This is a genomic window from Dechloromonas hortensis, assembly GCF_009469765.1.
GTDB classification, from domain to species: domain Bacteria; phylum Pseudomonadota; class Gammaproteobacteria; order Burkholderiales; family Rhodocyclaceae; genus Azonexus; species Azonexus hortensis.
Genome location: NZ_SSSQ01000005.1, coordinates 159,051 through 179,872, shown reverse-complemented (window position 1 = coordinate 179,872; position 20,822 = coordinate 159,051). Strand labels below are relative to the sequence as shown.

The following is a 20,822-nucleotide window of genomic DNA, read 5'->3' as shown; positions in this document are numbered from 1 at the left end:
GCACAGCCATGGTACAAAAGACCCAGCCGCTGGCCTCCTCCCATGCCAGCCCGACCAGCTACCAACAACGCAAGGAAGTTTTTCTTCCGCCCGAGATGCCGGGCATCATTATCTTTGTGCATGGGGTAAATAGCGATGGTGAATGGTATAGCGCTGCTGAGGAGCATATTCTTGCCGGGCTAAACAAACGTCTAGGCCGAGATGACCTGATGGCGAGGGAATTTGACCTAGACCTGGCTAGGCCGAAGTTGGAGAGCAGTGATACCTCTCCCATCCTTCATTTCTTCTGGGGCTACCGCGCCAAGGAGGGCGAAGAGAAGACATGGAAAGTGCCATTACGGGATAAAGATCGCAACTCTGCCTGGGAAAAGGATTACAAACCGACGCCACCGCTTTATTGGGGCGGCGGTGCCTTCCAGAACGGTTGCAACAACTTGCCTTTGCTTTGGTCTGACGAAGGATTCAAACGCCGCATCTGGGCTGCTTTTATTCCAGTCGACGTTCAGGGAATGAACCCTGAGGTGGATCGGCAGTTGCAGGACGCGCCTCCACGGCATTACTACGCCCACGCTGCGGGACGCTTGGCTAACCTTGTGCGCAAGGTGCGCACCAAATATGAGGCCGACACGATCACCCTGATTGGCCATAGTCAGGGGACGCAAATCGTTCTGGGGGCCTTGGCATTGTTGGAGGCCGCCAACCAGCCTGACGCCGTGATGCTGATGAACGGCCCCTATGCCTTGGAGTCCAAGGTGACGGATACCCTGGCCCAAGGCAATCGTGCCCCAACGGAAAAGGCCCGCAAGAAAACTTTTGAAAATATCATCAAGCGTTTCCAGAGCGGTCATCGTGCCTTGACGGACGACCTGTTGGCCAAGCTCAGGGTCGGTTTGACCTCCGAAGGGAAATTGTGGACCCCGAAAGCGCCCGGCGAACGTGACAATACCGGCCGGCTCTACATCTACTTCAATCCGCATGACCGAGTCATGGGCTCGACTGCTTTGCAGAGTATCGGCTGGCAGGGTGTGCCGGATAATTTGCTGGATCAATTCAAGGGTACGCTTTACCAGCGCATGCTGGCACGTACCACCCCCTGTGGCGCAGAACCCGGTAAAGCCTATCTCTGGCCGCGCGACCTCGATGGCAGTCTCAAACCCTTTTGGAACAAAATGAAGAAGACCAAGGGGTTGATTCGGACGGATCTATGGACGACGCCGGACAAAGACCGGCAAGTGACCATCAATGCGGAAGCCGTGCCGGAACCCATCGAAGCCAAAGAATTGGTCAGTTTTGATGAGCCGTCAGAAGGTCAGCCAGAGTGGAAAAAAACGAAAGATTACCCATTCTTCCGGGATATTTATGATCGCGAAGAGCGGCACGAGGTTTCGCCGGCTACTCCCCGGCAGCCGGCCCGTCGTCGCCTGGAAACACAGGATGAGTTGGAGCAGCGCATCGGGTCATATGTACCCGAGCCGACCGACCACAGCACGCTTCCTCAACGTAAGGAATTTCTCAGCCGCGTGGTTGCCTATGACCTCCCGATTGGTTTCTGTCAAAGCCATCAGGACAAGCCCTTCTGGCAGGAACTGAACCGGCTGGCCGATTGGCGAGATGGCGATTCCTACTTCAAAACCGGGGAACTCTCTATCCCGCCGATGCCTGACTTGATCGAGACTGAAACCTTCGAAGATCTGCAGAAACAGCGCGACCAAACGGCCGCCTTGTGGCAGCAGCCCGGCAATAACGACACGGTACTGGTATGAAATATCTTGCCCTAGCAATTTCCATCGCCTTCCTGGGTGGCTGCGGAGCAATCGCTTCTATCGGCACCGGGGCGGGTGCCATGCCGGTGCATCAACGGACTGAATACAAAAGTCAGCAACAGGTGATTTATCGCATCGATAAAGATCGTTACGTCACGCTGGAAAACTACAAGGACTGCGAGGTCGGCGGCATCATGAAATGGCATGATGAACGGCAGAATCTTCACGTCACCATGAGCCGGTACAAAAATGGTGGAAACGGTTTCTGGCCCGGTAAATTCAGCATTGCACCCGGCGACGAACGGATCGCCGTCGCCAGCTTTGGATGTGGCGACAAAAATTGCAATCTGTGGCTTTTATTCTCAAACGACGGTGGAAAGACTTGGGATGAGTTTTCTTCAGAGCAATATAGCTATTACGCCTACAAAAAAAATGATTCCAGTCGGAATAAAGTAATCAACACCGAGGTGCGTGTAACGCCAGAGGGGCTGATCTACATAATTCCACAGCATCGACAGTTCTTTTATCGCTATCGCCTTGACGGGATGAAAAGTCAAAGACCCAATTCAACAGGGCTGACCGATAGGCGTTGCTGGATGGGGGTTGGTGAGTCTCTCGCGGAAGAGGAGTGCAATGCTAAAAACAGCCCCAACTCACCTTTGCCAGAAGGGAAATTCGACCCAAGAAATCTTTCCAGTATTCCTACCGTCAAAACCCCGTCAGGCCAAGAGCGCTTTACCTGCGACCCTTCGCTGAACCCGGTAATCAAGCCAGAGGACGATTGACCAGAAGTTCCAATTTTGGCCATTTTTTCCGGTTGGCCAAAGGAACCCCGAAATTCCCTGCTTGAACCGCCACGAAGCCCACGACCGCACCTGGCTAGTTCGGGGTACCGTGCGCAGCCTGCGCCCCTGCACCGCCTTCCACTTCATCGGCCTGGCCCTCGACCCGGCCAAGCCGGATGCCGAACACCGTTACACCGCCACCGACATCACTCACCTCGGCATCAACAACCTAAGTGCCACCGAAGAGGACTTCATCTACCACGCTGTTGCCAGAGGCAATCAAGACGCCCCGGAAGCTGCGCCGGACGTTCGCCTCGTTATCGAGCAAAAACGAGAAAACGCTATAAAGATTGGCATCACACCTTTGACGCAGGATGAAGTCCTGAAACTTGCGCGGCAAATACCGGCAAGTGTAGGGCCGCGTAAAAGCCAATAGGCGTAACCCCCCTACGGAGAAGACAATGCGCTGCAACCGTACTGCGCTGTTTGCCGCGCTCGACTACAAGGCAAAGCGCAGAACTCCTCAAACTCGCGGTCGAACGCGGTTACCCAGGCGCTAGAATCCCTGCCTTTCCTCCCAAGCTACCTGCCCATGCGGCCCAAACCTCCTCCTGACTATCTGGCCAACTACCCATCCTCCCTGACTGAACCAGTATGGCGGTTAATCAAGGAGAAGCGGCTGGGCGAGGTGCTGCTGAGGAAATATCCGCTGGCGCATGAAGTGCGGAGCGACAAGGCGCTTTATGACTATGTGCAGGCGTTCAAGAACCAGCACATGCGCAATGCGCCGCAGCCGAGCAAGGTGGGGTTTGATGCCAAGCTGCGCGACTTGCGCCAGGCGCTGGGGACGCACACCAGCATTGCGCGGGTGCAGGGCGGCAAGCTGAAGAGCAAGCGGGAAATCCATGTCGCCGCCCTCTTCCGCGAGATGCCCGAAGCCTTCCTGCGCATGATTGTCGTCCATGAACTCGCCCACCTGAAGGAGCGCGAGCATGATAAGGCTTTCTACCAGTTGTGCTGCCACATGGCAGCCGATTACCACCAGCTGGAATTCGATCTGCGGGTCTATCTGACCCACCTGGCGGCGGGCGGCGAGGCCTTGTGGTCGACTGCTGCGGTCGACCTGCCCCAAAACCCGAAAACCGAGCGCTGATTTTCGCCGGCTCAATCGGGAAACAGGCACCCCACCACCGCGGGCTGCCCGAGCGCAACACTACAGGGCGCGCACCTTCACCGTTTTGCCCTTGACCTTGCCGGCCGACAGCTTGCGCACCGCCTCGCGGGCGATGCTACGGGCGACCGCGACATAGGTGCTCTGGTCGGTGACGGTGATCTTGCCGACCTGCTCGCGGGTGAAGCCCGCTTCGCCGGTCAGCGCGCCGAGTACGTCGCCGGGGCGGATCTTATCCTTGCGGCCGCCGAGAATCTGCAGCGTGGACATCGGCGGCACCAGCGGTGCCTCGTCCTTGGCTTCCAGTTCGCTCAGTTGGTGCACCGGCAACTGGCAGTTCATCGCCTGGGCGATGGCCGCAACCCGGCGCCGGTCGCCGGAACTGCACAGGCTGAGCGCCCAGCCTTCCTCATTGCCGCGACCGGTACGGCCGATGCGGTGGATATGGATTTCCGGGTCCGGCGTCACGTCGACATTGATCACCGCTTCCAGCTGGTCGATATCGAGGCCACGCGCCGCGACATCGGTCGCCACCAGCACCGAGATGCTGCGATTGGCGAACTGGATCAGTACCTGGTCGCGCTCGCGCTGTTCCAGGTCACCATTCAGCGTCAGCGACTGGATGCCCTGCGAACGCAGCACTTCCATCAGGTCACGGCATTGCTGCTTGGTGTTGCAGAACGCCAGCGTGCTGATCGGGCGGTAATGCTTGAGCAGCGTCGCGACGGCCTGCAGGCGATCCTTGTGCTCGACTTCGTAGAAGCGCTGGCGAATCTTGCTCTCGGCGTGCTGTTCGAGCAGCTTCACTTCCTGCGGCTGGCGCAGGAACTGTTTGGCGAGCTGGGCGATGCCTTCCGGGTAGGTCGCCGAGAAGAGCAGCGTCTGGCGTTCCTTCGGGCAGCGCTTGGCGACGTAGGCGATGTCGTCGTGGAAACCCATGTCAAGCATGCGGTCGGCTTCATCGAGCACCAGCGTGTTCAGTTCGTCGAGCTTGATCGTGCCGCGTTCCATGTGATCCATGATCCGGCCCGGGGTGCCGACGACGATATGGACGCCGTTTTCCAGGCTGGTGATCTGGTTGCGCATTGCCGAACCGCCGCACAGCGGCAGCACCTTGATGTTTTCCTGGAAGCGGGCGAGACGGCGGATTTCCTGCGTCACCTGGTCGGCCAGTTCGCGCGTCGGGCACAAGACCATGGCCTGCACGGCAAAACTTTGCGGATTCAGGCTGCTGAGCAGCGCCAGGCCGAAGGCGGCGGTCTTGCCGCTGCCGGTCTTGGCTTGCGCGATCAAATCGTGGCCGGCCAGCGCGATCGGCAGGCTGGCCGCCTGGATCGGCGTCATCGTCCGGTATTCGAGCTGTTCCAGCGTCGCCAGCATGGCCGGCGCCAGCGGCAGTTCGGAAAATGGCTGTCCGGCGGCGTCGACCGCAGGCATGGGGGCAGTGGGCAAATCGCTCATCGGCGAACTCAAAGCTTGCGCTTCTTGGCCGGCATCGGCTTGCGCTGGCGCTGGCCGGGGCGGCTGGTCCCGCCTTCCGGCTTCGGCTTGGCGACCAACAGGTTCTTGACCGTCGTCTTTTCGGTGGCCCGATGCGCCAGAATGGCCGCCGTCACCTGCTCCAGCGTCAGGCTGACTGGAGCGGACTCGCCCTTGGCTTCGTAAACCGACAACTTGTCTTTGATAGTAAAGACGCGCTCGGACATATCCGCCTTTCTCGACTTGGTGGCAACGATTTCCTGCGCCGCCGGCGTCAGCGTATAACCGCCGTCCGCCTCGGCCAGCAAACCATGGACGCCCAGGCGTTCGAAGGCCTCGACCAGCTTTTGTTCGGCGGGCACATTGCCCTGAATCAGATCGGCCGCCGCGACGACCTCGACCAGCTCCGCCGGCCGCCGTTTGGCAGAAAGCATCATGGCTAGTAAGAGAAGGGCATCAACATCGTGAACGGGGTGCATCGGGTAACCTTTGAAAAGCAGTGGAATGAGGCGAGGCGGCTGTCTGGCCGCAGCAGGCGGCCGAAAGAAAAGCGGACGAAGGCCGATCGGCCCCGCGCAAAGACGAGAGTGTAATGGTTTGCGCCGCTTCCCGCCGGCAAAAATGGGCGCCTTGAAGAAAAAAACCGATCAGATTCAATGATCTGGCGCCAACCAAAACCACAATAAACCCTGAGCGCCCGGCTAGCTCACACCATCGGCAAGACCGCCCGGCCCTGCGGTCAACCGCCAGCAGAGGCAAAAACCAGGCTTGACCAACAATCGCCAATCCTCGCTAAGCATCTGTTGGCGCAAGGGTTTGAATCGTTTAGCATACGCCATACAAATTGACCCGTTGGGACGCCCGCTGGTGGATATTTCTCCTCTTTTCCGCAGGATAGAAGCGAGCCGCCCTTCGCCGAATTGCTGGCGGCCGCAAAGCCAAGGAGTCGCCACAGCCGAAATTGCCCCTTACCGGGCCAGGCTGGTTGGACGAAAGCGGGTTGCAAGGCGGCTGGTCCGATGCTTTTGGCGGCTTAAGTCCATGGCAATCAAGCACATCCCGGCCAAAGCCTGGGCACGATCACCACCAGGAGCCTCATTATTGATATAAATCAATTTTGACACGTGTCTACCAGAAGCCGGCCAAAACGATTATAAGTAGCGTTTTCGGCAAACAGCCTCACAATAAATACGAAAATTAGCAAAATCATGAAAACAATCTTTCTCGTCGACGACTCTGCCACCATCCTCCTCAGCATTTCCAACATCCTGACCAAGGCCGGCTATGCCACCGAAAAGGCCGCTAACGCGGAAGAGGCTCTGCGCAAGCTGCGGACCGGGATCAAGATCGACCTCCTGATCACCGACCTCAACATGCCCGGCATGAACGGCATCGAGCTGATCAAGGAAGTCCGCAAACTGCCCGCCTACAAGTTCGTGCCGATTCTATTCCTGACCACCGAATCGCAGCAGTCGAGAAAGCTGGAAGCCAAGGCAGCCGGCGCTTCGGGCTGGATCGTCAAGCCGGCAACGGCGGACGAACTGCTCAACACCATCAAACTGGTAGTGCGCTAACGCCATGGATTTCGCCAAACTCCTGCAACGAACGCTGATTGTTTCCCTGCTGGTTGCCCTGGGTGCTGCGACAACCGTGTATTTCATGCACGACTGGTTCCACAGCACATTCAATCCTGCTCCGATAGCGGATGCAGTTGGCGTTGTCTTCATCGTCCTGGTCGCCTTTATCGGACAGCGTCTGGTCTCGATCGCCATCTACAAGGATTCCATGCTTGGCCTGAACGTCGTGGCCGAGAAAGGTGAAAACAAGCAGGAAACCTTCAGCAAGGTGGCCGAGGAAGTTTCAGGAGAACTGCAGCAGGTCCATGATTTCAATGAAGTGGTGCGCGGCCAGTTGAAAAGCGTCATCGATGACACCGAAAAGGCCGCCTACGACATCGTCGAGCGCCTGCAAACGGTCGATGCCGTGATCACCAAGCTGGATCGCTTCGTCAATACGACCGCCGACGAAACCACCCAGCTGGTCCGCGATTCGGAAGCCCGTATCGCGCAAAACCAGACCATCGTCTCCAGAATGGACGGCTACGTTCAGCAGCGCCTGCAGGAAGCCGAGCAGGACCAAGCCAGGGTGACACAGGTCGTCCAGGAGGCCCGCTCGCTCGAATCGCTGGTCAACCTGATCAAGCACGTCGCCGGCCAGACCAACCTGCTGGCGCTCAATGCTGCCATTGAAGCAGCACGGGCCGGCGAAGCCGGTCGCGGTTTTGCCGTGGTTGCCGACGAAGTGCGCAAACTGTCGAGCGAGACGGAAGCCGCCGTCGTCAAGATCAGCCAGGGGATTTCATCGGTCGCCGAGCATATCGAGACCCAGTTCCAGGACAAGCTGTCGAATGTCAATCTGGCCAAAGAAAAGCAGCTTCTTGAATTTTTCTCCGCTCAGCTCAACGAAATGGGCCAAAGCTACGAGGACCTGATGCGGCACGAAGCCGGCGTCCTCTCCGAAGTCAGCGACAGCAGCCGGCAGCTCGCCACCATGTTCATGGAAGCCCAGGCCAGCGTTCAGTTCCAGGATGTCAGCCGGCAGCAGATCGAACATGTGATGCAGGCGCTGTCACAACTCGACGAACATGCCAGCTTGCTGGCCGATCGCCTGAAGGCCTATGACGATGCCCATTTCGTCTACACGCCGATCGCCCAACATCTCGAAGCGCTCTACAGCCGCTACGTCATGGAAAGCCAGCGGTCCACCCACCAAAACTCGCTAAAACGGGAAACGGCAACCGCAGCACCGGGCCAATCCCGCATCGAACTGTTTTAAGGGTTAGCGCCATGCCCTCCAGCCAACTTCTTTCGATTACCGAAGACCTCACCATCTATCACGCCCTTGAGCAGAAACAGATGCTGCTCGATGCCCTGGCAGTGACCGATGAGCTGGAACTGAATCTCGCCCAGGTTGCAGAAATGGACACCGCCGGTCTCCAGTTGCTCGTCCTCCTCAAGAAGGAATCGCAACGGACCGGCAAGCGCCTGCGTATCGTCGCCCACAGCCAGGCCGTCAGTTCGGTAATCGATTTCTGCAACATGGCGGCCGAATTTGGCGACCCGCTCGTCATCCCGGCACACGAAGCCTCCTGAGAAAGCTGAGAAAACCACATGGACGAGATTACCAGCGTCTTCATCCAGGAAAGCCGCGAACAGCTCGCCGAAATGGAAGCCGGCCTCCTGCGGCTTGAGCAGAATCCGGACGATCACGACAACATCAATGGCATTTTCCGGGCGGCGCACACCATCAAGGGCGGCTCCGGCGTCATCGAGTGCCACTTCATCGAAGCCTTCACGCACCGGGTCGAAAACCTGCTAGACGCCCTGCGCAACAACGAACTGGCCGTCAGCCCGCCGCTCGCCACGCTACTGCTCGAATGCTGCGACCACATGGTCAGCCTGATTGACGTACTGGCCGCCGAAGGCGAAGCCCCGGACGCCGACCTCGGCGCCAAGGGCGACGCACTGACCGAGCGCCTCAAGGGCTTTCTCGACGGCATCGGCCAGCCCGCCGAAGCCTCGGCCAATTCGGAACTGGCGGTGCAGGACAGTACGGTGGAAGTCGAAAGCTCCGGCGGCGGCATCGTCCTGACCGATAGCTGGCACATTTCCGTGCGCTTCGGCGAAAACGTGCTGCGCGGCGGCATGGACCCCCTTTCCTTCATCCGCTACCTGGCCTCGCTGGGCGAGATCCTCGGCATCCAGACGATCACCGACGCCATGCCGGTCGCCGCCGAGATGGACCCCGAATCCTGCTACATCGGCTTCGAAATCCAGTTGCAGACCCGCAGTTCGAAAGCAGACATCGAACGTGTCTTCGATTTCGTCCGCGAGGATTGCGACCTGCGCATCCTGCCGCCGAACAGCAAGCTTTCCGAGTACATCAAGCACATCCAGGAGTTGCCGGAAGACACCATGCGCCTGGGCGAAATCCTGGTCCGTTGCGGTGCACTGACCCAAGCCGAAGTCGACCAGGGCCTGAGTGAGCAGAAATCCTCGGTCGAACATGCTCAGCCTGGTGACCCAACTGCCGCCTCCCAACTGGGTCAGATTCTCGTCGACCACAAGGTGGTGCACAAGGAAATCGTCGATGCCGCGGTCGTCAAACAAGCCCAGGTCAATGACAAGAAGGCGAAGGACGCACGCCTGGTCCGGGTCCAGGCTGACAAGCTTGACCAGCTGATCGATCTGGTCGGCGAACTGGTCATCGCCGGCGCCTCGGCCAACCTGCTCGCCCAGAAAAGCAAGCAGGTCGACCTAGTCGAGGCCACCTCAGTCCTCTCCCGCCTCGTCGAAAATATCCGCGATTCGGCCCTGCAACTGCGCATGGTCCAGATCGGCGACACCTTCACCCGCTTCAACCGCGTCGTGCGCGACGTTTCCAAGGAGTTGGGCAAGGAAATCGACCTGGTGATCAGCGGCGCCGAAACGGAACTCGACAAGACCGTCGTCGAAAAGATCGGTGACCCCCTGATGCATCTGGTCAGAAACTCGCTGGACCACGGCATCGAGCCGACCGCCCTGCGCCTGGAGCGTGGCAAGCCGGCCTGCGGCCGGGTCGCACTGAACGCCTATCACGATTCGGGCAGCATCGTCATCGAAATATCGGACGACGGTGGCGGCCTGAACAAGGAGAAGATCACCGCCAAGGCGCTTGAACGCGGCATCATCCAGGCCGGCGAAACGCTTTCCGAAACCGAGGTCGTCAACCTGATCTTCGAACCCGGTTTCTCAACGGTCGACAAAGTCTCCAATCTCTCCGGCCGTGGCGTCGGCATGGACGTCGTCCGCCGCAACATCCAGGCGCTGCGCGGCGCCGTCGATGTCGCCTCGGTCGAAGGCGAAGGCACCACCTTCACCATCCGCCTGCCGCTGACCCTGGCCATCATCGACGGTTTCCTAGTCGGCGTAGACAAGGCGGCCTACGTCATTCCGCTCGACACGGTCGTCGAGTGCATCGAACTGAAGAACCTGCCTTCCGATCGGAATTTCATGAACCTGCGCGGCGAGGCACTGCCTTTCATCCGCCTGCGCGAACTCTTCGAAATTCCGGGCGACGCCCCGCCTCGCGAGAGCATCGTCGTCGTCCAGTTTGCCGGACAGCGGGCGGGGATCGTCGTCGACCAACTGATGGGCGAGTTCCAGACGGTCATCAAGCCCCTCGGCGCCATGTTCCGCCATCTACGCGGCATCGGTGGCTCAACCATTCTCGGCAGTGGCGAGGTGGCATTGATCCTGGATGTTGCCGCGCTCGTCCAGACCGTCACCCACAGCGAGCAGCAGTTACTGCCAGGACGCAGCCACGCGGCGCCGGCAGCGCTCAGCAGCAACCAATTTACCCAGCATTGATACGAGGATCATAATGTTCAAAAACCTGAAAATCGGCGTCCGTCTCGGCCTTGGCTTCGGCTTTGTGCTGACCTTGTTGATCGTCATCGCTACTATTTCTTTCCTGCGCATCGGCAGCCTCAATGATGAGATCCACGATCTGGTCGAAGACAAGTTCCCGAAGACGGTCCTGGCCAATGACATTATCGATCAGGTCAACCTGGTCGCCCGCGCCCTGCGCAACGCCATCATGCTCAGCAAACCGGAGGAAGCGCAGGCCCAACTCGACCGCATACCCGAATCCAGCAAGATCATCAGTGACCGCCTCGACAAGCTGGACAAGAGCGTCACTTCCAACGAAGGCCGGCGCTTCCTGGCCAGCGTCGGTGAAGCCCGCAAGGCCTATGTCACCGACCTGAACAAGATCCGCGAGCTGATCGCGGGCGGCAAGCGCGACGAAGCGCAGAGCATCCTGTTCGGCAGCATGCGAAAATCCCAATCCGACTATCTGGATGCGATCACCAAATTGATCAGCTACCAGACCGATCTGATGACCCAGAGCGGCAAATTTGCTGCCGAAGCCGCAACAAGCGCAAAAACCCTGATTCTCGGCATGGCGCTTACCGCCATCCTGCTCGCCCTCGCCTTCGCCGTCTGGGTTACCCGCTCAATCACCGTGCCGATCAACCGCGCTGTCGAAGCTGCCGGCCGTTTGGCCGAGGGCGACCTGACGGTAAAGCTGGATTCGGACAGCAAGGATGAAGTCGGTCACCTGATGAATGCCATGCAGAACATGATCGGCCGACTGACGCAGATCATCGGCGAAGTGCGCACCGCCGCCGACAACCTGACCAATGCCGCTGGCCAGGTCTCGGCCACCGCCCAGTCGCTGTCGCAATCGTCCAGCGAACAGGCCGCCTCGGTCGAGGAAACCACTTCCTCGATGGAGCAGATGACCGCTTCCATTTCCCAGAACACCGAGAATGCCCGCGTCACCGATGGCATGGCCGCCAAGGCTGCCCAGGAAGCAGCCGAAGGGGGTGACGCCGTCAGCAGGACGGTCGATGACATGAAGAGCATCGCCAGCAAGATCGGCATCATCGACGACATCGCCTACCAGACCAATCTGCTCGCTCTCAATGCCGCCATCGAAGCGGCCCGTGCCGGCGATCATGGCAAGGGCTTCGCCGTCGTCGCCGCCGAGGTACGCAAGCTGGCCGAACGTTCGCAGGTCGCCGCCCAGGAAATCGGCGATCTCGCCTCCTCCTCAGTCAAACAGGCAGAACGGGCCGGCACCTTGCTCACCGAGATGGTCCCGACCATCCGCAAGACTTCCGACCTGGTCCAGGAAATCGCCTCAGCCTCCTCCGAACAGTCGAGCGGCGTCGCCCAGATCAACGGCGCCATGGGCCAGTTGAACCAGGCTACCCAGCAGAATGCCTCGGCTTCCGAGGAACTGGCGGCGACCGCCGAGGAACTCGGCTCGCAGGCCGAGCAGTTGCAGCAGACAATGACTTTCTTCCGTCTCGATGACAACGGCCGCAACGCCGCCCGCAGCTTCGCTCCGCCGGCCGCCCGCACGACCGGCAGCAAGCCGCGCACTGCCATGCGCAGTCCCGCCGTCCAGATCAACGAAGGCGACTTCGAGCGTTATTGAGGAGCCGTCATGGGACAAATTGTGCAAGCCAGGGGCTCTGCCGTCGTCGCCACCAGCGATACGGCACCGGCCCAGTACCTGACCTTCACGCTCGGTGGCGAGATGTTTGGCGTCGGCATCCTCAACGTCAAGGAAATCATCGAGTTCGGCAACCTGACCGAGATTCCGATGATGCCGGCCTTCATCCGCGGGGTCATCAACCTGCGTGGCGCCGTCGTCCCGGTCATCGACCTGGCTGCCCGCTTCGGCGGCAAGACCACCACGGTCGGCCGGCGTACCTGCATCGTCATCATCGAGGTACCCGAAGAGGACACCCGCCACGACATCGGCATCATCGTCGATGCAGTTTCCGAGGTCCTGGAAATCCCGGCCAGCGAAATCGAGCCGCCGCCCTCCTTCGGCGCCCGCATCCGTGCCGACTTCATCCACGGCATGGGCAAGGTCGCCGGCAAGTTCGTCATCCTCCTCGACATCACCAAGGTCCTCTCGGTCGAGGAAATCGCCATGCTTACCGGATCAGACGCCGGCGCCACCGACGCGCTACCGGCCCCCGGCAGCATCTAGCCATCGGGCTACGGCGCTCCCTAGTGGAGCGCCGCTCACCGCACAGCACCATCCAGCACAGATAATTCTACAAATAACCGGCGCCGCCCGACGCGCGCCGACCCGTTGGGGGAGACTCTCATGAATATCCGTTCGATCCGCGTTCGCCTGCTAGGAATGATGGCCTTGATCACCATCAGCTTCGGCGTTTACCTGACGCGGGACATCGCCGCGAATTTCTTCGCGCTGCAGGAAAGCGGGCGCATCGTCGCCGTCAGCGAGGTGGCTGTCGCCGGCAGCGCCCTGGTCCATGAACTACAGAAGGAGCGCGGTCTGTCGGCCGGCTTCATCGGCAGCAAGGGCGAAAAATTCCGCAGTGAACTGGAGCAGCAGCGCCATGAGACCGACCAGCGGCTGACTGCGCTGGATGAGGCCATCAAGGCCAATGCCGCGGAACTGCCCGAAGAACTGAGCAAGCGCCTGGCCAGCGCCGCCGACCACCTGCGCGAACGGGATGCCAGGCGCAGCGCGATCAGCGCCCTGAGCCTGGCCGGCCCTGATTCCTTCATCTGGTTTAGTCGCGCCATTGAACTCAATCTCGACGCCGTTTCAGCGGTCGCCCCCAATCTCGCCAACGCCGGCATGATGCGGCGTTTTTCCGCCTATGTGATGTTCCTTCAGGCCAAGGAGCAGGCCGGTCGCGAGCGGGCCACCTTGAACAGTGCCTTCGCTGCCGACCAACCGCTCGACCTGCCCCTGCTGCGCCGACTGTCCGGCATCCTGGCCAACCAGGAGACCTATCTGGCCAATTTCCGCAATATGGCCGAGCCTGCTGACGTGGCGGCACTAAACGACTTGCTGGCCTCGCCGGCGGCCCGCGAGACAACCGAGATGCGAGGGATTGCGCTCGACAAGGCGGCCAATGGCGCCTTCGGTGTCGCCCCGGGGACCTGGTTCGCCACAATCACCCGCAAGATCGACGCGATGAAGGGCCTCGAAGACCACATCGCCACGGCAACAGTGGCCAGCGCGACGGAACTGCGCAACACAGCCCGCAACGGACTGATCATCTCGTTGCTGCTGTCGCTGATCGTATCGATCACGGCGATTGTTTTCGGAATATTGCTGGCGCGCATGCTACGCGACGTCCATGCCGTCGCCCTGACCGCGCTCCACCTTGCCGACGGCGACCTGCGTGAAACGGTGACGGTGACCCGGCACGATGAAATCGGCGAACTGCAGGATGCGATCGCCCGCACCGTCAGCAACCTGACGCAGATCATCGGCGAAGTGCGCACCGCCGCCGACAACCTGACCAATGCCGCCGGCCAGGTCTCGGCCACCGCCCAGTCGTTGTCGCAATCGTCGAGCGAACAAGCGGCCTCGGTCGAGGAAACCACTTCCTCGATGGAGCAGATGACCGCTTCCATTTCCCAGAACACCGAGAATGCCCGCGTCACCGATGGCATGGCCGCCAAGGCTGCCCAGGAAGCGGCCGAAGGGGGTGAAGCCGTCAGCAGGACGGTCGATGACATGAAGAGCATCGCCAGCAAGATCGGCATCATCGACGACATCGCCTACCAGACCAATCTGCTCGCTCTCAATGCCGCCATCGAAGCGGCCCGTGCCGGCGATCATGGCAAGGGCTTCGCCGTCGTCGCCGCCGAGGTGCGCAAGCTGGCCGAACGTTCGCAGGTCGCCGCCCAGGAAATCGGCGATCTCGCCTCCTCCTCAGTCAAACAGGCAGAACGGGCCGGCACCTTGCTCACCGAGATGGTCCCGACCATCCGCAAGACTTCCGACCTGGTCCAGGAAATCGCCTCAGCCTCCTCCGAACAGTCGAGCGGCGTCGCCCAGATCAACGGCGCCATGGGCCAGTTGAACCAGGCTACCCAGCAGAATGCCTCGGCTTCCGAGGAACTGGCGGCGACCGCCGAGGAACTCGGCTCGCAGGCCGAGCAGTTGCAGCAGACGATGACCTTCTTCCATCTGGCCCGCGACGACGGCGCCCGCTAGCGTTTCAGCCTCGACAATCGAATGGACTACAGCCAGCTCCCCACCCAGGAAATCGAGCGCCTTGCCCGGACCATCCACCCTGGCGCCTGGGCGATCGAGCCGGAACGGCCGCTGGCGACCCTGCTCGGCTCCTGCGTCGCGGTCTGCCTGTTCGACCCGCAAGCGAGGATCGGCGGGCTGAATCATTTCATGCTGCCGAATATCCGCCGGGGCAGCAACGACGATGTCGATTCCCTGCTCTCCGGCGCCTACGCCATGGAAGCACTTCTCAACGCCCTGCTCCAGCGCGGCGCAAAAAAGACCCGGCTGCAGGCGAAGGCCTTTGGCGGCGGCACCATCATCAACGTCGCCGGGCCGTCGATGAGCATTGGCCTGCGCAATGCCGAATTCACCAAGGAATGGCTGGCGCGCGAGGAGATTCCGCTGCTCGCTGCCGACTTTCTCGGCCCCTGGTCGCGCAAGGTGCTGTTCCTGCCGGCCAGCGGCGACGCCTTTTGCCGGCGCATGGTGACCAACATGGCCACCGCCGAAACGATCGCCCGCGAGGAACAGGGCTACGCCGCGACGCTGGTACAGAAACCGAAAACCACCGACAAGAAAATTGAGTTGTTCTGATGGCCGAACCCAGCCCCATCACCGATCAGGAATTCGCGCTCTTCCAGCGCCTGATCTACAAGATCGCCGGCATCAGCCTGAGCGACGCCAAGAAGGTGCTGCTGGTCGGGCGCCTGACGCGCCGGCTCAAGGTGTACGAACTGAGCAGCTTCAGCCAGTACTACCGGATGCTGGCCAGTGGCGAGCATGCCGACGAACTGCAGACCATGGTCGACCTGCTGACCACCAACGAAACCTATTTCTTCCGCGAAGCCAAACACTTCGATTTCCTGCGCGACGAGATCATCCGCAAGCGCCGGAGCCCGGGCAGCTTCCGCGTCTGGAGCGCGGCCTGCTCGAGCGGCGAAGAGGTGTACACGCTGGCCATGGTACTGGCCGAGAATCTGCCGAACACCCCGTGGGAAATCGTCGGCTCGGACATCAGCACCCAGGTCCTGGCCAAGGCGGCTACCGGCCATTACTCGCTGGCCCGCACCGAGGGCATTCCGCCCGGTTACATGAGCAAGTACTGCCTGAAAGGCGTCCGCTCGCATGCCGGCACTTTCCTGATCGCACCGGAACTGCGCAAGAAAACCCAGTTCTACCAGATCAACCTGATGAATCCGGTCGATGCCGAAATCGGCGAGTTCGAGGTAATTTTCCTGCGCAACGTGATGATCTATTTCGACCCGCCGACGAAAGCGAAAGTGGTGCACAATCTGCTCCCCCGCCTGAAGTCGGGAGGTCATTTGATCATCGGACATTCAGAAACGCTCAATGGCATCACCGACCGGGTAAGTGCGGTTCTTCCGACTATTTATCGCAAACCATGAAGGCCGCAGCCCAAGATATCGACGAGATCTTTCTCAACCCCGGCGAGTTTCACTTTGGCCATGGCAATACGCGCATCTCGACCCTGCTCGGCTCCTGCGTATCGATTACCCTGTGGCACCCGCGCCGACGCATCGGCGGCATGTGCCACTACATGCTGACCGAACGGAAGCGACCGGCAAACGCACCACTGGACGGTCGGTTCGGCAGTGAGGCTTTCGAGCTGTTCTTGCAGCACGTCGAAGCGGCCGGCACCCGTCCCGGCGAATATCAGGCCAAGCTGTTCGGCGGCGGCAACATGCTGAGCGGCCCCTCCGGCGGTCGACTGGAGATTGGCCCACGAAATGTCGCGCACGGGCGGCAACTGCTGGCTTCGCGCCATATCGCGCTGCTCGCCGAACATGTCGGCGGCAGCGGCCGGCGAAAACTGCATTTCGATGTCTGGAGCGGCGATGTCTGGCTGGCCTTTCCCGATGGTTCGGATGCTCAGATAAAGACTGCCCATGGCTGAGAACATCAAGGTAATGATCGTCGACGACTCGGCTCTGGTGCGCCAGGTCGTCTCGCAGGCGCTAACCAGTGCGCCAGGCATCGAAGTGATCGGCACCGCCTCGGACCCGCTCTTTGCCTTGCAGAAGATGAAGGCGCAGTGGCCCGACGTGCTGGTCATCGATATCGAGATGCCGCGCATGGACGGCATCTCCTTCCTGAAGAAGATCATGGCGGAACGGCCGACGCCGGTCGTCATCTGCTCCTCGCTCGCCGAAAAGGGGGCCCAGGCGACATTCGAGGCTCTCGGGGCCGGGGCCGTCTCGATCATCACCAAGCCCAAGCTCGGTCTGAAGAGTTTTCTCGAAGACGCCTCGAACGACATCGTGCAAGCCGTACGCAGTGCGGCGCGGGCCAACATGCAGGCCTTGCGCAGCACCAGCAGCAGCCCGGCTCTGAATCGCCCCAAGCTGTCGGCCGACGTCATGCTCAGCGCCGGCAGCAACCGCGCGCTGGAGCGGACCACCGATCAGGTGGTGGCGATCGGCACCTCGACCGGCGGCACGCAGGCCCTCGAAGCGGTGCTGACCAAGCTGCCGGCCACCGCACTGGGCATCGTCATCGTCCAGCACATGCCGGAAAAATTCACCGCGATGTTTGCCGAACGTTTGCACAACCTCTGCCAGATCGAGGTTCGCGAAGCGAAACATGGTGATCGCGTCATCCCGGGTCGAGCCCTGATCGCCCCCGGCGGACGCCACATGATGCTCAAGCGCAACGGTGCCCAATACGTGGTCGACGTCACCGACGGACCGCTGGTCAATCGCCACAAGCCCTCGGTGGATGTCCTTTTCCGCTCGGTCGCCAAGTTTGCCGGAGCCAACGCACTCGGCATCATCATGACCGGGATGGGTGACGATGGCGCGCGCGGCCTGAAGGAAATGCGCGATGCCGGGGCGAAAACCATCGCCCAGGACGAGGCAAGTTGCGTCGTCTTCGGCATGCCGAAGGAAGCGATCAAGCTCGGGGCGGCGGAGCAAATCCTGCCGCTCGAGCAAATCCCGGCCGCGATTGTCAGCTACGGCAGAGGACTCTGAGAAAGGAAAGCCCATGGATGTTCAGACGGTGCTGGAGACGATAGCGGCCGATGCCGCCCGTGGCGAAATGGTCTTTCCGACCCATGCCCAGATTGCGCTGCGCGTTCAGCGTGCGCTGGACGATCCCGACTGCTCGCTCGAGCAACTGAGCACGCTGATTGCGGCCGAACCGATACTGTCGGCCAAGGTGGTCGGCATCGCCAACTCGGTGGCCTACAACCCGTCCGGCCGGGCGATGAGCGATGTGCGCAGTGCCGTTTCGCGTCTCGGCTTCAACACCCTGCGTTCGCTGGTGACGGCAGTCATCATCCGTCAGATGCAGGAAATGTCCCCCTCCCCGGAACACCGGGCGCTGGCCGGACGCCTCTGGGAACACACCGCTCATGTCGCCGCGCTGGCCCGGGTGATTGCCCGACGCGTTACCAAGCAGGACCCGGAAGCCGCCTTTTTCGCCGGCATCGTCCATGAAGTCGGCGCTTTCTATCTGATTGCCCGGGCGGCAGATTTTCCGGGCTTGCTCACCAGCAATCTTGAACAATGGTGCGGCACCGGCGAAGCCCAGGTCGGGCGTAGCGTATTGCAGGCGCTAGGCGTTCCGGCCAACATTCTGACAGCGATCGAAAAGCTGTGGGATGGCTATCTGGCGATGCCAGCCACCTCACTCGGCGATACGCTGCTGCTTGCCGACCAACTCGCTCCCTGCGAAAGCCCACTGGCCGAACTGGATGGCATGAGCCGGCGGGGCATGACGGCCGATATCGATCTGCTGGTTGGCCAGGAAATGCTGAGTGCCATCCTGGCTGACTCGGCCGAAGAAGTCGATTCCCTGACGGCTGCCCTGAAGAACTGAGGCTGACCACGCGGCGCCCCGTGCAACCGGTGCTCACGGCCGGTTTTTATTCCGGGGCGACCGAAAGCGATTGGCCGATCCGCGCTATGATTTCCCGAGTTGGCATGGCGGCGGCAACGCTGGCATCTCGCTTTCCTGTCGTGGCACGCGGCCATAAAGGCTCAAACCAATCGCCGGAAGAGGAAACATGAGGCTGAAACTCCCCCTTTGGCTGCTCGTAGCATCCCTTTTTCTGCCGGCAGCAACGCTGGCCGCCGATTTCGGCAGCAAAGACGGGCCTGAGCCGGCCAATATCGACCAAATCAGCGAATTCCTGCGCAAGGATCCTTACGACCTGGAATTACTGATCAGCTTTGGCACATCCAAAGGCGGCTCGGCAGGCCACCTTGCCCTGGCCATCCGGGATGGCGTACCGGGCGACGACTTGGTCTATTCAGCCAACTTCTATGCCGATCGCACCGACAAACATGCGACTGGCTTCTACACCAAAGACCTGATGGTCGGCATTCCGAAAAAGGAATACCTGTTCAAGACAACCTCCTCGCTCGATGACACGGCATCGTTCGGACTCGATTTTGGCGAAATCTACAAACGTTCGGTCATCGGCGTTCGCGTCTACGGCGTACCGGCCAACGAGAAGGAAGCCTTGGTCGCCTACTTCAATCGCATCAACGACGACTATCACCAACAGTCCAGCAACACCGAATATCACGACCGGGAAATCAAGTACGACTACATGCACCTCAACTGTGCCAAGACCATCGGCGTTGCCTTCAAGTTCGGCGCCGGTTACCAGGATCTGGAAATCAGCGGCGTAAGACTCTTCTCCCGAGTCCGGGTCGTTGCGGCAGCCAATGCCAATATCCCCACCGAAATGGCGATGAAACTGATTGAAGAATGGCACAAACGCGGCTTTGGCATGGACGTAGTGCTTTACAAGAAATACGGTGCCTCGACCTACATCGACCCGCACGAGGAGGAACAGGTGATGTTCAAGGACCTGCCCAACCGATTTCCCTCGGTGCTGTCCCGCGATTTCCGCCGGGAACAGGGCGCGTACGAGGATTTCGACAATCTCTACGCGATGTACCTGCTCTATAACATGGGCAAATACAGCGTGCTCCTGAACGAGCGGACCAAGCTGCTGGCGACCGAGAAAAGCAAGAACCCGATGCCCTATCCAGGCGCCGCCGAACTAGCCAAACGCAGCGCCAAGTCGGACAGCGCCAAGTATCGCCGGCACCTGCTGTTCAAGCCCAAGGGCACAAGAATCGGCGAGACTGCGGACAACACGCACCTCTACAACTTCAGCGAAAGCGACAAGCGCGCCCCCTGAAAATCACGCCAACCCTGCCGCCGTGAAACCCGCTTTTGCCTTCCTGCCAGCCCTCGTCACGCTCCTCAGCCTGGGCGCCCTGATTGCTCACGGCCCAATCGCGCAACCGGCGAACTATCACGCCTTTGCCGACCCCGACCATCTGCTGGGCATACCCAACGCCAGCGACGTGCTTTCCAACCTTGGGTTTGCCATCGTTGGCCTGTGGGGAATAGTCAAACTCTGGCCGCAGCGTCATCACGCCCGCCTCCAGCCGGCAAGACCGGGCTATGCCCTGTTCCTGGTCGGCCTGACGCTGACGGCACTCGGTTCGGGCTACTACCACCTCGCGCCGGACAATGCGCGGCTGATCTGGGATCGCCTGCCGATTGCGCTGGCCTGCGCCGGCCTGCTGGCCGGGGTGTGGAGCGAAACCGCGCTGCCCAGGAAGCATGTTCCCGCGGCAACCGCGCTGCTTGCCTTGTACTCATTGGCCAGCGTGTTCTGGTGGTCTTTCACCGAGCAGCAAGGGCATGGCGACCTGCGCCCCTACCTCCTGCTGCAAATTCTGCCGATCATGCTGATCCCGCTGTGGCAGACGATCTACCGCTCGGCGACCGCCGATCGCCTGGCCTTTGCCGCGGCCCTGCTGCTCTATGTCTTCGCCAAGCTGGCCGAAATCTATGATCTAGCGCTCTACACCACGACAGACATGCTGATCAGCGGCCATACGCTGAAGCATCTGCTCGCCACCGCCGCTGCGGCCGTACTGGTCGGCCGGCTTATCAAAAGAACCCGGGCCTAAGCCGGCCGCAGGCCAAGACACAACGGCGGGTGTGATGGCT

At 60.6% G+C, this 20,822-nt stretch carries 20 protein-coding genes; 18 read left to right on the top strand and 2 right to left on the bottom strand.

Translation table 11 applies throughout. From position 1 onward, the window contains the following. Positions 1 to 8: 8 nt before the first annotated feature. From GH663_RS10815 to GH663_RS10800, 4 genes are all read left to right on the top strand, one after another. On the top strand, positions 9 to 1,763 hold the full coding sequence (locus GH663_RS10815; RefSeq protein WP_153131671.1) for a T6SS effector phospholipase Tle3 domain-containing protein: 1,755 nt from the start codon (positions 9 to 11) through the stop codon (positions 1,761 to 1,763). Then, positions 1,760 to 2,548: a T6SS immunity protein Tli3 family protein gene (locus tag GH663_RS10810; protein WP_153131669.1), complete on the top strand. Its 789-nt coding sequence runs from the start codon at positions 1,760 to 1,762 to the stop codon at positions 2,546 to 2,548. Before GH663_RS10815 ends, GH663_RS10810 begins: the two co-directional genes overlap by 4 nt. A gap of 61 nt (positions 2,549 to 2,609) precedes the next feature. Next, a complete protein-coding gene (locus GH663_RS10805; RefSeq protein WP_153131667.1) occupies positions 2,610 to 2,984 on the top strand; it encodes a hypothetical protein in 375 nt (124 codons plus the stop codon). A 156-nt stretch (positions 2,985 to 3,140) separates the two neighbouring features. Continuing rightward, positions 3,141 to 3,701 (top strand): YgjP-like metallopeptidase domain-containing protein, encoded by a 561-nt coding sequence (locus GH663_RS10800; protein ID WP_153131665.1) that lies wholly within the window; start codon positions 3,141 to 3,143, stop codon positions 3,699 to 3,701. Positions 3,702 to 3,761: 60 nt separating this feature from the next. Here GH663_RS10800 and dbpA read toward each other — a convergent pair whose 3' ends face one another. Together dbpA and GH663_RS10790 are read right to left on the bottom strand one after the other, a co-directional pair. Beyond that, positions 3,762 to 5,180 (bottom strand): ATP-dependent RNA helicase DbpA, encoded by a 1,419-nt coding sequence (gene dbpA, locus GH663_RS10795; protein WP_153131663.1) that lies wholly within the window; start codon positions 5,178 to 5,180, stop codon positions 3,762 to 3,764. An 8-nt stretch (positions 5,181 to 5,188) separates the two neighbouring features. Continuing rightward, positions 5,189 to 5,677 carry a hypothetical protein gene (locus GH663_RS10790; RefSeq protein WP_153131661.1) on the bottom strand — a complete coding sequence of 163 codons (489 nt, stop codon included), beginning with the start codon at positions 5,675 to 5,677 and terminating at the stop codon, positions 5,189 to 5,191. Between the two features lie 729 nt (positions 5,678 to 6,406). On the opposite strand from GH663_RS10790, the gene GH663_RS10785 reads away from it, so the two are divergent. The 14 genes from GH663_RS10785 to GH663_RS10720 all read left to right on the top strand — a co-directional run bounded on the left by GH663_RS10785 (position 6,407) and on the right by GH663_RS10720 (position 20,782). After that, the gene (locus GH663_RS10785) at positions 6,407 to 6,772 is read left to right on the top strand and encodes a response regulator (RefSeq protein WP_066882643.1); all 366 of its coding nucleotides are present in this window, start codon (positions 6,407 to 6,409) and stop codon (positions 6,770 to 6,772) included. A gap of 4 nt (positions 6,773 to 6,776) precedes the next feature. After that, positions 6,777 to 8,033, top strand: coding sequence for a methyl-accepting chemotaxis protein (locus GH663_RS10780; RefSeq protein ID WP_153131660.1), 1,257 nt, complete (start codon positions 6,777 to 6,779; stop codon positions 8,031 to 8,033). Between the two features lie 11 nt (positions 8,034 to 8,044). Further along, positions 8,045 to 8,350 (top strand): STAS domain-containing protein, encoded by a 306-nt coding sequence (locus GH663_RS10775; RefSeq protein WP_153131658.1) that lies wholly within the window; start codon positions 8,045 to 8,047, stop codon positions 8,348 to 8,350. A gap of 18 nt (positions 8,351 to 8,368) precedes the next feature. Beyond that, positions 8,369 to 10,606: a chemotaxis protein CheA gene (locus tag GH663_RS10770; protein ID WP_153131656.1), complete on the top strand. Its 2,238-nt coding sequence runs from the start codon at positions 8,369 to 8,371 to the stop codon at positions 10,604 to 10,606. A 13-nt stretch (positions 10,607 to 10,619) separates the two neighbouring features. Beyond that, positions 10,620 to 12,242, top strand: coding sequence for a methyl-accepting chemotaxis protein (locus tag GH663_RS10765; protein ID WP_153131654.1), 1,623 nt, complete (start codon positions 10,620 to 10,622; stop codon positions 12,240 to 12,242). A gap of 9 nt (positions 12,243 to 12,251) precedes the next feature. Beyond that, complete coding sequence (locus GH663_RS10760; RefSeq protein ID WP_153131652.1) at positions 12,252 to 12,806, top strand: chemotaxis protein CheW; 555 nt, start codon at positions 12,252 to 12,254, stop codon at positions 12,804 to 12,806. A 120-nt stretch (positions 12,807 to 12,926) separates the two neighbouring features. Next, positions 12,927 to 14,801, top strand: coding sequence for a methyl-accepting chemotaxis protein (locus GH663_RS10755; RefSeq protein ID WP_153131650.1), 1,875 nt, complete (start codon positions 12,927 to 12,929; stop codon positions 14,799 to 14,801). Positions 14,802 to 14,822: 21 nt separating this feature from the next. Beyond that, positions 14,823 to 15,416: a chemotaxis protein CheD gene (locus GH663_RS10750; RefSeq protein WP_153131648.1), complete on the top strand. Its 594-nt coding sequence runs from the start codon at positions 14,823 to 14,825 to the stop codon at positions 15,414 to 15,416. Then, on the top strand, positions 15,416 to 16,228 hold the full coding sequence (locus GH663_RS10745) for a CheR family methyltransferase (protein WP_153131646.1): 813 nt from the start codon (positions 15,416 to 15,418) through the stop codon (positions 16,226 to 16,228). Before GH663_RS10750 ends, GH663_RS10745 begins: the two co-directional genes overlap by 1 nt. After that, a complete protein-coding gene (locus tag GH663_RS10740) occupies positions 16,225 to 16,737 on the top strand; it encodes a chemotaxis protein CheD (RefSeq protein ID WP_153131643.1) in 513 nt (170 codons plus the stop codon). Before GH663_RS10745 ends, GH663_RS10740 begins: the two co-directional genes overlap by 4 nt. Further along, positions 16,730 to 17,812, top strand: coding sequence for a protein-glutamate methylesterase/protein-glutamine glutaminase (locus GH663_RS10735; protein WP_153131641.1), 1,083 nt, complete (start codon positions 16,730 to 16,732; stop codon positions 17,810 to 17,812). Before GH663_RS10740 ends, GH663_RS10735 begins: the two co-directional genes overlap by 8 nt. Before the next feature lie 13 nt (positions 17,813 to 17,825). Next, positions 17,826 to 18,662, top strand: a complete 837-nt coding sequence (locus tag GH663_RS10730) for an HDOD domain-containing protein (protein WP_153131639.1) — start codon at positions 17,826 to 17,828, stop codon at positions 18,660 to 18,662. A 187-nt stretch (positions 18,663 to 18,849) separates the two neighbouring features. Then, on the top strand, positions 18,850 to 19,998 hold the full coding sequence (locus GH663_RS10725) for a hypothetical protein (RefSeq protein WP_211371121.1): 1,149 nt from the start codon (positions 18,850 to 18,852) through the stop codon (positions 19,996 to 19,998). A gap of 22 nt (positions 19,999 to 20,020) precedes the next feature. Next, complete coding sequence (locus GH663_RS10720) at positions 20,021 to 20,782, top strand: hypothetical protein (protein ID WP_066882653.1); 762 nt, start codon at positions 20,021 to 20,023, stop codon at positions 20,780 to 20,782. Positions 20,783 to 20,822 lie beyond the last annotated feature (40 nt).

Bases quoted from the DNA above. Each gene is read 5' to 3' on its own strand.
- GH663_RS10815 (WP_153131671.1), top strand. From the start codon at position 9: ATGGTACAAAAGACCCAGCCGCTGGCCTCCTCCCATGCCAGCCCGACC.
- GH663_RS10810 (WP_153131669.1), top strand. From the start codon at position 1,760: ATGAAATATCTTGCCCTAGCAATTTCCATCGCCTTCCTGGGTGGCTGC.
- GH663_RS10800 (WP_153131665.1), top strand. From the start codon at position 3,141: ATGCGGCCCAAACCTCCTCCTGACTATCTGGCCAACTACCCATCCTCC.
- dbpA (WP_153131663.1), bottom strand. From the start codon at position 5,180: ATGAGCGATTTGCCCACTGCCCCCATGCCTGCGGTCGACGCCGCCGGA.
- GH663_RS10790 (WP_153131661.1), bottom strand. From the start codon at position 5,677: ATGCACCCCGTTCACGATGTTGATGCCCTTCTCTTACTAGCCATGATG.
- GH663_RS10785 (WP_066882643.1), top strand. From the start codon at position 6,407: ATGAAAACAATCTTTCTCGTCGACGACTCTGCCACCATCCTCCTCAGC.
- GH663_RS10780 (WP_153131660.1), top strand. From the start codon at position 6,777: ATGGATTTCGCCAAACTCCTGCAACGAACGCTGATTGTTTCCCTGCTG.
- GH663_RS10775 (WP_153131658.1), top strand. From the start codon at position 8,045: ATGCCCTCCAGCCAACTTCTTTCGATTACCGAAGACCTCACCATCTAT.
- GH663_RS10770 (WP_153131656.1), top strand. From the start codon at position 8,369: ATGGACGAGATTACCAGCGTCTTCATCCAGGAAAGCCGCGAACAGCTC.
- GH663_RS10765 (WP_153131654.1), top strand. From the start codon at position 10,620: ATGTTCAAAAACCTGAAAATCGGCGTCCGTCTCGGCCTTGGCTTCGGC.
- GH663_RS10760 (WP_153131652.1), top strand. From the start codon at position 12,252: ATGGGACAAATTGTGCAAGCCAGGGGCTCTGCCGTCGTCGCCACCAGC.
- GH663_RS10755 (WP_153131650.1), top strand. From the start codon at position 12,927: ATGAATATCCGTTCGATCCGCGTTCGCCTGCTAGGAATGATGGCCTTG.
- GH663_RS10750 (WP_153131648.1), top strand. From the start codon at position 14,823: ATGGACTACAGCCAGCTCCCCACCCAGGAAATCGAGCGCCTTGCCCGG.
- GH663_RS10745 (WP_153131646.1), top strand. From the start codon at position 15,416: ATGGCCGAACCCAGCCCCATCACCGATCAGGAATTCGCGCTCTTCCAG.
- GH663_RS10740 (WP_153131643.1), top strand. From the start codon at position 16,225: ATGAAGGCCGCAGCCCAAGATATCGACGAGATCTTTCTCAACCCCGGC.
- GH663_RS10735 (WP_153131641.1), top strand. From the start codon at position 16,730: ATGGCTGAGAACATCAAGGTAATGATCGTCGACGACTCGGCTCTGGTG.
- GH663_RS10730 (WP_153131639.1), top strand. From the start codon at position 17,826: ATGGATGTTCAGACGGTGCTGGAGACGATAGCGGCCGATGCCGCCCGT.
- GH663_RS10725 (WP_211371121.1), top strand. From the start codon at position 18,850: ATGAGGCTGAAACTCCCCCTTTGGCTGCTCGTAGCATCCCTTTTTCTG.